Annotated in this window: 10 protein-coding genes; 8 read left to right on the top strand and 2 right to left on the bottom strand. The window is 71.3% G+C overall.

Going from position 1 to position 12,471, the window contains the following annotated elements; genetic code table 11:
* Positions 1 to 63: 63 nt before the first annotated feature.
* The 5 genes from CCR97_RS06660 to CCR97_RS06640 all read left to right on the top strand — a co-directional run bounded on the left by CCR97_RS06660 (position 64) and on the right by CCR97_RS06640 (position 7,286).
* On the top strand, positions 64 to 2,913 hold the full coding sequence (locus tag CCR97_RS06660; RefSeq protein WP_111356532.1) for a bifunctional transaldolase/phosoglucose isomerase: 2,850 nt from the start codon (positions 64 to 66) through the stop codon (positions 2,911 to 2,913).
* A 275-nt stretch (positions 2,914 to 3,188) separates the two neighbouring features.
* Entirely contained in the window at positions 3,189 to 4,217 is a 1,029-nt protein-coding gene (gene gnd / locus CCR97_RS06655; protein ID WP_111356537.1) for a phosphogluconate dehydrogenase (NAD(+)-dependent, decarboxylating), read from the top strand.
* Positions 4,214 to 5,737, top strand: a complete 1,524-nt coding sequence (zwf, locus tag CCR97_RS06650; protein ID WP_111356531.1) for a glucose-6-phosphate dehydrogenase — start codon at positions 4,214 to 4,216, stop codon at positions 5,735 to 5,737. The genes gnd and zwf overlap by 4 nt, the downstream gene beginning before the upstream one ends.
* Before the next feature lie 170 nt (positions 5,738 to 5,907).
* Positions 5,908 to 6,654, top strand: a complete 747-nt coding sequence (gene pgl / locus CCR97_RS06645) for a 6-phosphogluconolactonase (RefSeq protein WP_111356530.1) — start codon at positions 5,908 to 5,910, stop codon at positions 6,652 to 6,654.
* Positions 6,651 to 7,286, top strand: a complete 636-nt coding sequence (locus CCR97_RS06640) for an MBL fold metallo-hydrolase (RefSeq protein WP_111356529.1) — start codon at positions 6,651 to 6,653, stop codon at positions 7,284 to 7,286. Before pgl ends, CCR97_RS06640 begins: the two co-directional genes overlap by 4 nt.
* A gap of 40 nt (positions 7,287 to 7,326) precedes the next feature.
* On the opposite strand, the gene CCR97_RS06635 is transcribed toward CCR97_RS06640, so the two are convergent.
* The gene (locus tag CCR97_RS06635; protein ID WP_201159398.1) at positions 7,327 to 7,938 is read right to left on the bottom strand and encodes a DedA family protein; all 612 of its coding nucleotides are present in this window, start codon (positions 7,936 to 7,938) and stop codon (positions 7,327 to 7,329) included.
* Positions 7,939 to 8,123: 185 nt separating this feature from the next.
* On the opposite strand from CCR97_RS06635, the gene CCR97_RS06630 reads away from it, so the two are divergent.
* The 3 genes from CCR97_RS06630 (at position 8,124) to CCR97_RS06620 (ending at position 11,253) form a co-directional block, all read left to right on the top strand.
* Positions 8,124 to 8,792 carry a protein-L-isoaspartate O-methyltransferase family protein gene (locus tag CCR97_RS06630; RefSeq protein WP_111356528.1) on the top strand — a complete coding sequence of 223 codons (669 nt, stop codon included), beginning with the start codon at positions 8,124 to 8,126 and terminating at the stop codon, positions 8,790 to 8,792.
* 130 nt (positions 8,793 to 8,922) lie between these two features.
* A complete protein-coding gene (locus CCR97_RS06625; protein ID WP_244670312.1) occupies positions 8,923 to 10,347 on the top strand; it encodes a TolC family outer membrane protein in 1,425 nt (474 codons plus the stop codon).
* 171 nt (positions 10,348 to 10,518) lie between these two features.
* On the top strand, positions 10,519 to 11,253 hold the full coding sequence (locus tag CCR97_RS06620) for a PopZ family protein (RefSeq protein ID WP_111356526.1): 735 nt from the start codon (positions 10,519 to 10,521) through the stop codon (positions 11,251 to 11,253).
* Between the two features lie 32 nt (positions 11,254 to 11,285).
* On the opposite strand, the gene CCR97_RS06615 is transcribed toward CCR97_RS06620, so the two are convergent.
* Positions 11,286 to 12,471: MFS transporter (locus CCR97_RS06615; RefSeq protein WP_201159397.1), on the bottom strand; the 1,186-nt coding region annotated here is incomplete at its 5' end.

Raw genomic sequence — 12,471 nt, 5'->3', positions numbered from 1 at the left:
GCCGCGGCGGACGTCGGGTCCGTCGTCGGGCCGGCCGGCATCCGTAAACCGTGGATCTGGATCATGTCCCTTTTGAAAGCGCTGCACGCCCAGGGTCAGGCCGTGTGGCTCGATTTCGTCGCCCGCGGCTTCGTCGAGAAGGGTGACCTCGCCCGGCTGGTCGCCGACGACGGCGTCCGCGGCGTCACCTCCAACCCGGCGATCTTCGAGAAGGCGATCGGCGGCTCGTCCGAGTACGACGACGCCATCCGGGCGGCGCTGTCGGACGGCGACCGCAGCGTCGTCGATCTCTACGAGGCGCTCGCGATCGCCGACATCCAGAAGGCGGCCGACGTGCTGCGCCCGGTGTACGACGCCACCGGCGGAGCCGACGGCTATGTCAGCCTGGAGGTGTCGCCCTATCTGGCGCTCGACACCGAGGCGACCGTCGCCGAGGCGCGGCGCCTGTGGGCCGACGTCGCCCGGCCGAACCTGATGGTGAAGGTGCCGGGCACGGCGCCGGGCGTGCCGGCGGTGCGCACGCTGATCGGCGAGGGCATCAACGTCAACGTGACGCTCCTGTTCGCCCGCCGCGTCTACGAGGAGGTCGCCGACGCCTACATGGCCGGGCTCGAGGACCTCGCGGCCAAGGGCGGCGACGTGTCGAAGGTCGCGAGCGTCGCGAGCTTCTTCGTCAGCCGCATCGACAGCGCCGTCGATGCGCAGCTCGAGGCGAAGGCGGCGGCCGCGACCGACCCGGCCGAGAAGGCGCGCATCGAGGAGCTCCTCGGCGAGATTGCGATCGCCAACGCCAAGCTCGCCTATCGCAGCTACGAGCAGATGATCGTCGGCGCGCGCTGGAAGGCCCTCGCCGCCAAAGGCGCGCGGCCGCAGCGGCTCCTGTGGGCGTCGACCGGCACCAAGAACAAGGCCTACAGCGACGTTCTCTATGTCGACGAGCTGATCGGACCCGACACCGTCAACACGGTGCCGCCGGCGACGCTCGACGCCTTCCGCGACCACGGCACCCCGGCCGCGACCCTGCAGCGCGGCGTCGACGAGGCCGAGGCGGCGCTCGCCGCGCTCGACCGGCTCGGCATCTCGCTCGACGCCGTCACGGACCAGCTCGTCACCGAGGGCGTGCAGCTGTTCGCCGACGCCGCCGACAAGCTCTTGGGCGCCGTCGCCCAGAAGCGCGCCGAGGTGCTCGGCGACCGCATCAACGCGCAGGCGATCGCGCTGCCGCGCGATCTCGCCGAGGCGGTGGCGAAGGAGACGGAGCGCTGGCGCGCCGGCGGCCTGATCCGTCGCCTGTGGGCCAGGGACGCGAGCGTGTGGACCGGCGCCGACGAGGCGAAGTGGCTCGGCTGGCTGACCGGCACGGTCGAGGGCCGCGCGAAGCTTTCCGACTACCAGGCCTTCGCGGCCGACGTGAAGGCTTCGGGCTTCACCGACGTGCTGCTCCTCGGCATGGGCGGCTCGAGCCTCGGCCCGGAGGTGCTGGCCGAGGTGTTCGGGCCGCAGCCCGGCTTCCCGAAGCTGCGCATCCTCGACTCGACCGACCCGGCGCAGGTGCGCGCCACCGAAGCCGCCGTGAAGCTCGCCACCACGCTGGTCATCGTGTCGAGCAAGTCGGGCTCCACCACCGAGCCGAACGTGATGCTCGCCTACTTCTTCGACCGGCTGAAGAAGACGGTCGGCGACAAGGCCGGCAGCCACGTCGTCGCCGTGACGGATCCGGGCTCGTCGCTGGAGAAGGTGGCGACGCGCGACGGCTTCCGAAAAATCTTCCACGGCGAGCCGACGATCGGCGGCCGCTACTCGGTGCTGTCGCCGTTCGGCCTGGTGCCGGCGGCCGCCGCCGGCATCGACGTCGAGGCCTTCCTCGACTCGGCCGACGTGATGGTGCACGCCTGCGGGCCCGACGTGCCCCCCGCCGCCAATCCCGGCGTTCAGCTCGGCCTCGTGCTCGGGCTCGCCGCCAAGGCGGGACGTGACAAGATGACGATGTTGGCCTCGCCGGCGCTGGCCGACTTCGGCGCCTGGACCGAGCAGCTCGTCGCCGAGTCGACCGGCAAGAACGGCAAGGCGATCATCCCGGTGGACGGCGAGCCGCTCGGCTCGGTGGTGTGCTACGGCAAGGATCGCATCTTCGTCGACCTGCGGCTCGCCTCGGATGCTGCCTCGCCGCACGACGCCGAGATCAAGGCGCTGGAGCACGCCGGCCACCCGGTGGTGCGCATCACGTTGCGCGACCGCGCCGCCATCGCCCAAGAGTTCTTCCGCTTCGAGATCGCCACCGCGGTGGCCGGCGCCGTGATGGGCATCAACCCGTTCGACCAGCCCGACGTGGAAGCTTCCAAGATCAAGACTCGCGAGCTCACCGCGGCGTTCGAGGCGACCGGCAAGCTGCCGCCCGAGACCCCGGTGGCGTCGAGCGGCTCGTTCGACGTCTTCACCGATCCGAAGAACGCCGAGGCGCTGCGCGCGGCTGGTGCCGGGGCCGATCCGGCGAGCTGGCTGAAGGCGCATCTCGCCCGGGTGAAGCCGGGCGACTACGTCGCGCTGCTCGCCTACGTGGCCCGCAACCCCGCCCATATCGGGACCCTGCAGGCGATGCGGCTCGCGGTGCGGGCGCACAAGACGGTGGCGACCTGCGTCGGCTTCGGCCCGCGCTTCCTGCACTCGACCGGTCAGGCCTACAAGGGCGGCCCGGACACCGGCGTCGTCCTGCAGATCACGGCCGACGATCATCCCGATCTCGCGATCCCCGGGCAGACCGCGAGCTTCGGCATCGTCAAGGCGGCGCAGGCGCGCGGCGACTTCGGCGTGCTCTCCGAGCGCGGCCGGCGGGCGCTGCGCATCCACATCAAGACCGACGTCGGGGCAGGCCTCTCGGCCCTCGCCGCGGCGGTGGAGCAGGCGCTGAGCTGACCGCTCGGAGCTGGAAAGAAGTCGCTACACCGGAGCCACGAAACACGAACTCTCACCGTCACCCTGAGGTGCCCGGCGAAGCCGGGCCTCGAAGGGCGACGGTTTGGGAGTCGGAGGCCGGCATCCTTCGAGGCTCGTGCTCGGCGACTGTCGTCGCCGGGCACGAGCACCTCAGGATGACGGATCGGGTTCAGGGCGTGGATGTCGTCGATCGCTGTTCCGAGCGGGACTTAGGTTCGTCCGGAACGACCACCCTGATGGAGAAGGAGCACGCGATGCAGATCGGGATGATCGGGCTCGGGCGGATGGGCGGCAACATCGTGCGCCGGCTGATGCGCGACGGCCATTCGGCCGTCGTCTACGACCGTGACGCACGCGCCGTCTCGGCGCTGGTGAGCGACGGCGCGGTCGGCGCCGGCGACATCGAGGATCTGCTCAGGAAGCTCGAAGCGCCGCGCGTCGTCTGGGTGATGCTGCCGGCCGGCCCGATCACCGAGGGCACCATCGAGACGCTGTCCGGCCTGCTCTCCGCCGGCGACGTCGTCATCGACGGCGGCAACACGTTCTGGAAGGACGACATCCGCCGCGCCCGCTGGCTCAAGCAGCGCGGCGTCCACTATGTCGACGTCGGCACCTCGGGCGGCGTGTGGGGGCTCGAGCGCGGCTACTGCATGATGATCGGCGGCGACAAGGAGGTGGTGAAGCGGCTCGACCCGATCTTCGCCACGCTGGCGCCCGGCGCCGGCGACATCCCGGCGACGCCCGGACGCGCCGACCGCGACGGCCGGCCGGAACGCGGCTATCTGCACGCCGGACCGAGCGGGGCCGGGCATTTCGTCAAGATGATCCACAACGGCATCGAGTACGGCCTGATGCAGGCCTATGCGGAGGGCTTCGACATCCTGAAGAACGCCGGCTCCGAGGCGCTGCCCAAGGAGGAGCGCTTCAACTTCGACCTCACCGACATCGCCGAGACGTGGCGGCGCGGCAGCGTGATCACGTCGTGGCTGCTCGACCTCACCGCCTCGGCGCTCACCCGCGATGCCGAGCTCGGCGACTACACGGGTTATGTCGAGGACTCGGGCGAGGGGCGGTGGACCATCATGGCGGCCGTCGACGAGGCGGTGCCGGCCGACGTGCTCTCCGCCGCGCTCTATGCGCGGTTCAGATCGCGACGTGATCACACCTTCGGCGAAAAAATCCTCTCGGCGATGCGGCAGGGTTTTGGTGGTCACATCGAGGCCAAGGCATTGGCGCAGCAGCCTGTGGCGCCGACGGCGTCGGCCAAGAAGGTCGAAGCGTGACGGCGAAGAACGGCGCGCGGATCGTTCCCCCGGCGGACCCGTGCTGCTTCGTCGTGTTCGGTGCGTCAGGCGACCTGACCCACCGGCTCCTCGTGCCGGCCCTCTACAATCTCGCCGCGGCAAACCTGCTGCCCGAGGCGTTCTCCATCGTCGGCGTCGCCCGCGCCGAGATGTCGATCGAAGCCTTCTGCGAAGGCCTTCGTGAGGCGCTGTCCAAGTTCGCCACTCGAAAGGTCGAGCCGGACGTGGTCGAGCGGCTGCTCGCCTGCGTCACCTATGTGCAGGGCGGCCCCGAGGACGAGGCGTCGTTCGACCGCCTCGCCGAGCGGCTGCGCGCGATCGAGGAGAAGCGCGGCACCCGCGGCAACCGGCTCTATTATCTCGCGACGCCGCCGACCGCCTTCGCGCCGATCGCCCGCGCGCTCGGCCGCACCGGGCTCGCGGCCGAGGAGAACGGCGCGTGGCGGCGGCTGATCGTGGAGAAGCCGTTCGGCACCGATCTCGCCTCGGCGCAGGCGCTCAACCGCGAGCTTCTCGCCGTGTTCGAGGAGCACCAGATCTTCCGCATCGACCACTATCTCGGCAAGGAGACGGTGCAGAACATCATGGTGATGCGGTTTGCCAACGGCCTGTTCGAGCCGATCTGGAACCGTGATCACATCGACCAGGTGCAGATCACGGTCGCCGAGACGCTGCCGGTCGGCCGGCGCGGAAAGTTCTACGACGCGACCGGCGCGCTGCGCGACATGGTGCCGAACCATCTCTTCCAGCTCCTGTCGCTGGTCGCCATGGAACCGCCGTCGCGCTTCGACGCGCGCGCGGTGCGCAGCGCCAAGGCCGCCGTGCTCGACGAGATCAAGATCGAGACGACCGATGAGGCGCTGCGGCGCTCGGTGCGGGCCCAGTATCTCGCCGGGACGGCCGGACGCGAGACGGTGCCGGACTATCGCGCGACGCCGGACGTCGCGCCCGGCAGCACGACCGAGACCTATGTGGCGCTCGGTCTCACGATCGACAACTGGCGCTGGGCCGGGGTGCCGTTCTTCCTGCGCACCGGCAAGGCGCTGTGCGCGAGGCGAAGCGAGATCGCGATCAAGTTCAAGCAGGCGCCGCTGTCGATGTTCCGCCACATGCCGGTAGAGCATCTCACCGAGAACTTCCTCACCATCGGGATCGCGCCGGAGGAGGGGATCTCGCTGCAGTTCAACGCCAAGGTCCCGGGCCCGTCGGTCGCCATCGACGGCGTCGACATGACGTTCCGCTACAAGGATCACTTCGAGGCGGCGCCGTCGACCGGCTACGAGACGCTGATCTACGACTGCATGATCGGCGACGCGATCCTGTTTCAGCGCGCCGACGGCGTCGAGGCGGGCTGGCGCGCCGTGCAGCCGTTCCTCGACGCCTGGAAACAGGCCGGTCGGGATGGCCTCGCGACCTACACGGCCGGCACCGACGGCCCGGAGGAGGCGCATCGTCTGGTCGGCGACCACGGCCGCCGCTGGCGCCCGATCTGCGGGTGACGTTGGGCTGCGCGGCATCCAGGGTCGCGGTCATTCCGGGGCGCGGACCGCGAGGTCCGCGAGCCCGGGATCCATACCCCCGGTGTCGGTGGCTCACGAGAGACAGGCGGTATGGGTCCCGGGCTCGGCGCAGACGCGCTGCCCCGGGACGACAGGATCGAGATGATCAGATGACTCTCCACGACCTCACCATATTCGACTCCCGCGACGCCCTCGTCGCCGCCGCGGCGGAGCGCATCGCCGCGATCCTCGCGGGAATCGGTGCGCGCGGCGCCGTCTGCCTCACCGGCGGCTCGACCATCGTGCCGATTTATCAGGCGCTGGCCGCGACGCCGTTGCGTGAAAAAATCCCGGTCGATCGCATCGACTGGTTCTTCGGCGACGACCGCTTCGTGCCGGCCGGGCACGCGTTGAGCAACGCCGCGCAGGCGCAGGACGCGCTGCTCGGCCCGGCCGGCGTGCGCCCCGAGCGCATCCACGCGATGCCGACGCACGCCGCGACGCCGCAGGCGGCGGCCGACGCCTATGCCGGAACGCTCGCCGCGTACTACGGTGCCGACCGGCTCGACCCCGCTCGGCCGCTGTTCGACCTCGTGCTGCTCGGCATGGGGGCCGACGGCCACGTCGCCTCGCTGTTCCCGGGACAGCCCGCCGCGGAGGAGGGCGCCCGCTGGGTGGTCGGCGTCGACGAGGCCGGCCATCCGCCACACGTGCCGCGGGTGAGCCTCACCCTGCCGGCGCTTGCGTCGAGCCGCGCCTTGCTGTTCATCGTCGCCGGACCGGACAAGCGTCCGGCGCTGTCGCGCGTCATCGCCGGCGACGACCTGCCGGCGGCGCACGTGCGCTCCGTCGGGCCGGTCCTGTGGCTGGTGGACCGCGCCGCGGCGCCCGAGACGCGCATCGAGGACCTTCCATGACCCGCGCCCGCGCCGCCATCGTTCCCGTCACACCCTTTCAGCAGAACTGCACGCTCCTGTGGTGCGAGGCGACCAAGAAGGGCGTCGTGGTCGATCCGGGCGGCGATCTCGACCAGATCGAGGCGGCGATCGCCAAGGCCGGCATCGCGGTCGAGGGCATCTGGCTCACCCACGGCCACATCGATCACGCGGGCGGCGCCGCCGAGCTGAAGGAGCGCCTCGGCGTGCCGATCACCGGCCCGCATCGCGATGACCTCTTCCTGCTGGAGCGCCTTGCCGAGACCGGTCGCGGCTACGGCATCGAGGCCCGCGACATGGTGCCGGATCGCTGGCTCGAAGAGGGCGAGACCGTGTCGGTCGGCGAGCTCACGCTCGAGATCCTGCACTGCCCCGGCCATTCGCCCGGCAGCGTCGCCTATGTGGACCGCAGCCAGGGTTTTGCGCTGGTCGGCGACGTGCTGTTCCGCGGCTCGATCGGCCGCACCGACCTGCCGGGCGGCGACTACGATACGCTGATCCGCTCGATCACCGAGAAGCTGCTGCCGCTCGGCGACGACCTCGCCTTCGTGTGCGGCCACGGGCCGACTTCGACGATCGGCCACGAGCGGGCGACCAACCCGTTCCTGCGCTGACCCCGGCGTAGTGCGGCGCGCCCGCGGGCCGTCGCGCGGGTCACCCGGTCCGGCGTCGCCACCAGACGGCGCCGCCCACCAGCACCACGACCGCGACCGTGATCGCGAAGGCCGGCCAGAACCGCCGGGCGGTGCCGAGCAGCGCGTCGGCATGCTCGCCGGCGACGTAGCCGAGCGTCATCCAGGCGCCGACCCACAGCGCCGCCCCGATCGCGTTGAACACCAGGAAGCGAGGCCACTCCATGCCGAGCGTGCCGGCGACGATGCCGTTGAGCTGGCGCAGCACGGCGACGAATCGGGCACCGGCTACGGTGACGGGGCCCCAGCGGGCGAACGCCGCCTCGACGGTCGCGAGCCGCGCCGCGTCGAGCCCGATCGCCGCGCCGAATCGCAGCACCAGGGCGCGTCCGCCGTAGCGGCCGATCAGGTAGCCGACATTGTCGCCCGCGACGGCGCCGGCCCAGGCCCCGACCATCAGGGTCGGCAGGGACAGCTCGCCGCGCCCGGCCAACACCGAGGCGAACACCAGCAGGGTCTCGCCGGGCAGCGGCACGCCGAACGATTCGAACAGGATGATCACGGCCACGGCGCCGGCGCCGTAGTCCCGGATCAGCGGCTCCAGCGCCGCGGCGAGATGGGTCAGGACCGACACGCGGGGGTCTCCGTCGTCGTCACCAGCCGCCGCAGCATGGCCGAACCGGTGCGCCGACGCGACCCGAGGGACGTGGCAAACCGGCAGGGCGACGCCGCAGAACAGGGTCGCCTTGCCTTTTCCGGGGGCCTGTTCCACAACACCGCCGTCCGCGTCCGGCCGGGGACGCAAGCGGAGCCGCACCCATGGATTTCGCTGCCGCACGCCGCAAGATGGTCGACAACCAGGTGCGACCGAACGGCGTCACCGATCGCAGCCTCGTCACGGCGCTGCTCGAGGTGCCGCGCGAGCACTACGTCCCGGCCGCCAAGGCGGCGATGGCCTACATGGACGGCGACCTGCCGGTGGCCGTGGTCGCCCACGGCAAGCCCGACCGCTGCCTGCTCAAGCCGATGGTGCTCGCACGGATGATCCAGGCGCTCGAGCTCGCCGAGACCGATCGGGTGCTCGATATCGCCTGCGGCACCGGCTACTCGACCGCCGTGCTCGCCCGCCTCGCCGCCCGCGTGGTCGGGCTGGAGGAGACGCCGGCGCTCGCCGAATCGGCGTCGAAGCTGCTCGCCTCCGCCGGGGTCGCCAATGCCAGCGTGGTCGCCGGCCCGCTGGAGGCCGGATGGCCGGCCGACGGCCCTTACGATGCCATCCTGATCAACGGCACGGTCGACAGCGTGCCGCGCCCGCTGCTCGCCCAGCTCGCCGAAGGCGGCCGGTTGATCGCCGTGGTCGGGACCAAGGCGCCCGGCGAGGTGATTCTCTACCGGTCGGTTAATCGCGAGCCCAGCGGCCTGCCGGTGTTCGATGCCGCGGCGCCCGTTCTGCCCGCCTTTGTCACCCCGCCGACCTTTGTTTTCTGACGGAAATTTGGCGTAGCCCGGGCTGTGGCGCGATTGCGCCACCGCGCATCTTTTTCGCCGCCGGGGTTCCCACCGCAGTGACCGGTTCCTATTCTGATGCCGCTCCGGCGTGATTAGCGCCGGGAGGCAAATGCGTGTCGTGAGGTCGGGGTTGGTCATGCAGGTGGCGACGAGGTATCGGCAGCGGCTCGGTGCAGCGGTGATCGCCGCGACACTGGCGGCTGGCGCCGGGTCGGCGCTCGCCGACACGCTGCCGGGGGCGCTCGCCCAGGCCTATCAGAACAACCCGCAGCTCAACTCGCAGCGCGCCATCGTCCGCGCCACCGACGAGAACGTCCCGACCGCGCTGTCCGGCTACCGGCCGAGCATCTCGGCGAGCGCCAGCGTCGGCCGCCAGTATCAGCGGACCGAGAATCAGCAGGGCGGCCTCACGGTCGTCACCGAAGGGGACTTCACGCCGCGTGGTGTCGGCATCACCGGCACGCAGACGCTGTTCAACGGCTACCAGACCGGCAACCGCGTGCGTCAGGCCGAGGGCCAGGTCTCGGCGGCGCGCGAGACGCTGCGGCTGATCGAGCAGAACGTCCTGCTCAACGGCGCCACGGCCTACATGAACCTGCTGCGCGACACGGCGATCCTCGATCTCCAGCGACGCAACGTCGAGGTGCTGCAGGAGCAGCTCCGCCAGACCCGCGACCGCTTCGCGGTCGGCGAGGTGACCCGCACCGACGTCGCCCAGTCCGAGTCGCGTCTCGCCGCCGGCCGCTCGCAGGTGTCGCAGGCCGAATCGAACTACACGTCCTCGAAGGCGACCTATCGCCAGGTGATCGGTGTCGAGCCCGGCAAGCTCGCGGCCGCCACGCCGGTCGACAGGCTGTCGCCCGGCACGCTGCCGGCCGCGGTCGACACCGGCCGGGCCCAGAACCCGAGCGTCACGGCGGCGATGTTCGGCATCGACGTCCAGGCCCTGCAGGTCAAGATCAACGAGGGCACGCTGCTGCCGACCCTGACCGCCACCGCGAACGTGCAGCAGAGCTGGGACGTCAGCCCGACGACCCCCAACCAGTTCAGCGCCTCGGTGATCGGCCAGCTCTCGGTGCCGCTCTACCAGGGCGGCGCCAACTACGCCCAGATCCGCTCCGCCAAGGAGACGCTCGGCCAGAAGCGGCTCGATCTCGACACGGCGCGCGACCAGGCGCAGGCCAACGTCGTCCAGGCATGGGGCCAGCTCACCGCCGCCAAGGCGCAGATCGAGGCCACCCAGGCGCAGGTGTCGGCGGCCGAGATCGCGCTCAACGGCGTGCGCGAGGAGGCCCGGGTCGGCCAGCGCACCACGCTCGACGTCCTCAATGCCCAGCAGGAGCTGGTCAACGCCCGCGTCGCGCTGGTCACGGCGCAGCGCGACCGCGTCGTCGCCTCCTACACGCTGCTCTCGGCGGTCGGGCGGCTGTCGCCCGTGGTGCTCGGCCTGCCCACCTCGATCTACGACCCGGTCACGCATTATCATCAGGTTCGTGACGCCTGGGCCGGAACCCGCACGCCCGACGGGCGCTGACCCTCGGGGCGTGCAGGTGCACTATGCGGACGCAGCGACCTGGGCGTAATGTCGTTGGATTGCTTGCAGATGGCGGCATGCTCTTCATACTGCGTGAAAGTTCCGGGGCGATGATTCGACCCCTTTGATCGTCGGCTCGACCGGGAGCGACCGGAAACGGGAACGGATCGCATGAACCAACCGGCAAAGGCGCAAGAGCCGTCGATGGAGGAGATCCTGGCCTCGATTCGCCGGATCATCGCCGACGACGACACCAGCAAGCCCGCTGCTCCGGCCAAGGCCGAATCGAAGCCCGAGGCGAAGCCCGCACCGGTCGCCGTCGCGCCGGCGCCCGCTCCGGCGCCTGCTGCGCCCGCCAAGGCGCCCGACGCGACCAACAGCCAGGACGACATCGACGCGCTGTTCGCGAGCTTCGATTCGACGCCCGAGCCGGAGCCCGAGGAGGAGCAGCCTCCGCCACCGCCGCCGCCGGCCCCCGAGCCGGTCGCCGTGGCGCCGCCTCCGCCACCTCCGCCGCCGGCACCGCCCGCGCCCCCGGTCGCCCGCGCGCCGGTCGACGAGGTGCTGCAGCTCACCGAATCGATGCGCACGGCGCCGCCCGGCCTGCGCAAGGTCGACGGCCAGCCCGACGTCGTGTTCAGCGAGCGCGCCGGCTGGGACGAGGCGCCGGCCAGACCGGTCGAGGAGGGGCGGCCGCTCTTGTCGGCGACCACCTCGGCGGCGGTCGATTCGGCCTTCAACACGCTCGCCCACACGGTGCTGGTGCAGAACGCCCGCACCCTGGAGGACCTCGTTCGCGAGATGCTGCGGCCGATGCTCAAGGCGTGGCTCGACGACAATCTCCCGCAGATGGTCGAGCGGCTGGTCCGGGCCGAGATCGAGCGCGTCTCCCGCGGCCGGAACTGATCCCGCCCCTGTGTGTGCGACGTCCGCCGGGCTCAGACCGCCCGGGCGCGGCCGCGCAGCTTGGCCGCGAACCACAGCCCGATCAGCGGCAGCAGCACGGCCGTGACCAGGAACACGGGACGCGCGCCGAAGCGGTCGTAGACGGGCGCCCACACGGCGACCCCGAGCGGCTGGCCCAGGAACAGCGACGACGAGAACAGCGCCACGCCGGTGCCGCGCGCCTCCGGCGACATCTGCGTCGCATTGGTCTGCAGGGTGTTGTGCAGCATGTAGAAGCCGAGCCCGAGCAGCATCACGCCGAACGGCGCGAGCCACCAGCGCGGCGTCAGCGCGAGGATCGCGTAGGCGAGCCCGAGCGTGGCGCCGCCGCCGATCGACAGGCCGACCTGGCCGAGCCGGCCGACCAGAACCCGCACCGCGCTCGCATAGATCAGCCCGCCGAGCCCGAAGCTGCCGAGCACCACGCCGACCAGCGTGAAGCTCAGCCCGAAGCGGGCGACGAGATCGGCGCCCACATAGGCGAGCCCGCCGAACATCAGCGCCCCTTCGACGAACACGATCAGCATCAGGGTGCGGGCCCAGCGGTTGCGCAGCACGATGCCGTAGCCGGCGATCATGCCGATGCGCGGACCGTCGTCGCCGCGCGCCTTCGTGAGCGGATTGCGGCGCGCCTCGATCGCGAGCGCCAGCGCCGCCACCATGAAGATGCCGCCCAGCACCACGAACACGGCGCGCCAGCCGAACGCGTCGCCGACGATGCCGCCGGCCGCCTGGCCGAACAGCTGGCCCATCACCTGGCCGCCGAGATAGCGGCCGAGCACCTGCTGGCGGCGCTCGTACGGGACGGTGTCGCCGATATAGGCCATGCCGAGCGGGATGATGCAGGCGGCGGCGGCGCCGCAGGCGAGCCGCATCGCGGTGAGCCCGGCGAGCGTGTTCGTCAGCGCGCAGGCGAGCACCAGGAGCGAGGCGAGGGCGGCCGCGATCGTCACGGTGCGGTACTTACCGAAGCGGTCGCCGACCGGTCCGCTGACGAGCTGCAGCGTCCCGTGCACGACCAGATACGACGACACCACCACCGAGGCGGCACCGACCGTCACGGCGAAGTCCGCGGCGATCTGCGGCAGCACGGTGTCGGCGGCCCGCACCTGCGCCTGGCTGGCGAAGGCGGCGAGCGACAGCACGGCGATCGGGCGGGTGAAGGAGGGGGAGGCGGGC

The sequence above is a fragment of the Rhodoplanes elegans genome (assembly GCF_016653355.1).
In the GTDB taxonomy this organism is placed as follows: Bacteria; Pseudomonadota; Alphaproteobacteria; order Rhizobiales; family Xanthobacteraceae; genus Rhodoplanes; species Rhodoplanes elegans.
Note: the sequence above shows the minus strand (reverse complement) of the source record. Positions and strands in the feature narration are given on the sequence as shown.

Coding starts and splice junctions, on each gene's coding strand:
- CCR97_RS06620 (WP_111356526.1), top strand. CDS start 10,519: ATGAACCAACCGGCAAAGGCGCAAGAGCCGTCGATGGAGGAGATCCTG.
- pgl (WP_111356530.1), top strand. CDS start 5,908: ATGACTCTCCACGACCTCACCATATTCGACTCCCGCGACGCCCTCGTC.
- CCR97_RS06660 (WP_111356532.1), top strand. CDS start 64: ATGTCCCTTTTGAAAGCGCTGCACGCCCAGGGTCAGGCCGTGTGGCTC.
- CCR97_RS06640 (WP_111356529.1), top strand. CDS start 6,651: ATGACCCGCGCCCGCGCCGCCATCGTTCCCGTCACACCCTTTCAGCAG.
- gnd (WP_111356537.1), top strand. CDS start 3,189: ATGCAGATCGGGATGATCGGGCTCGGGCGGATGGGCGGCAACATCGTG.
- CCR97_RS06625 (WP_244670312.1), top strand. CDS start 8,923: ATGCGTGTCGTGAGGTCGGGGTTGGTCATGCAGGTGGCGACGAGGTAT.
- CCR97_RS06630 (WP_111356528.1), top strand. CDS start 8,124: ATGGATTTCGCTGCCGCACGCCGCAAGATGGTCGACAACCAGGTGCGA.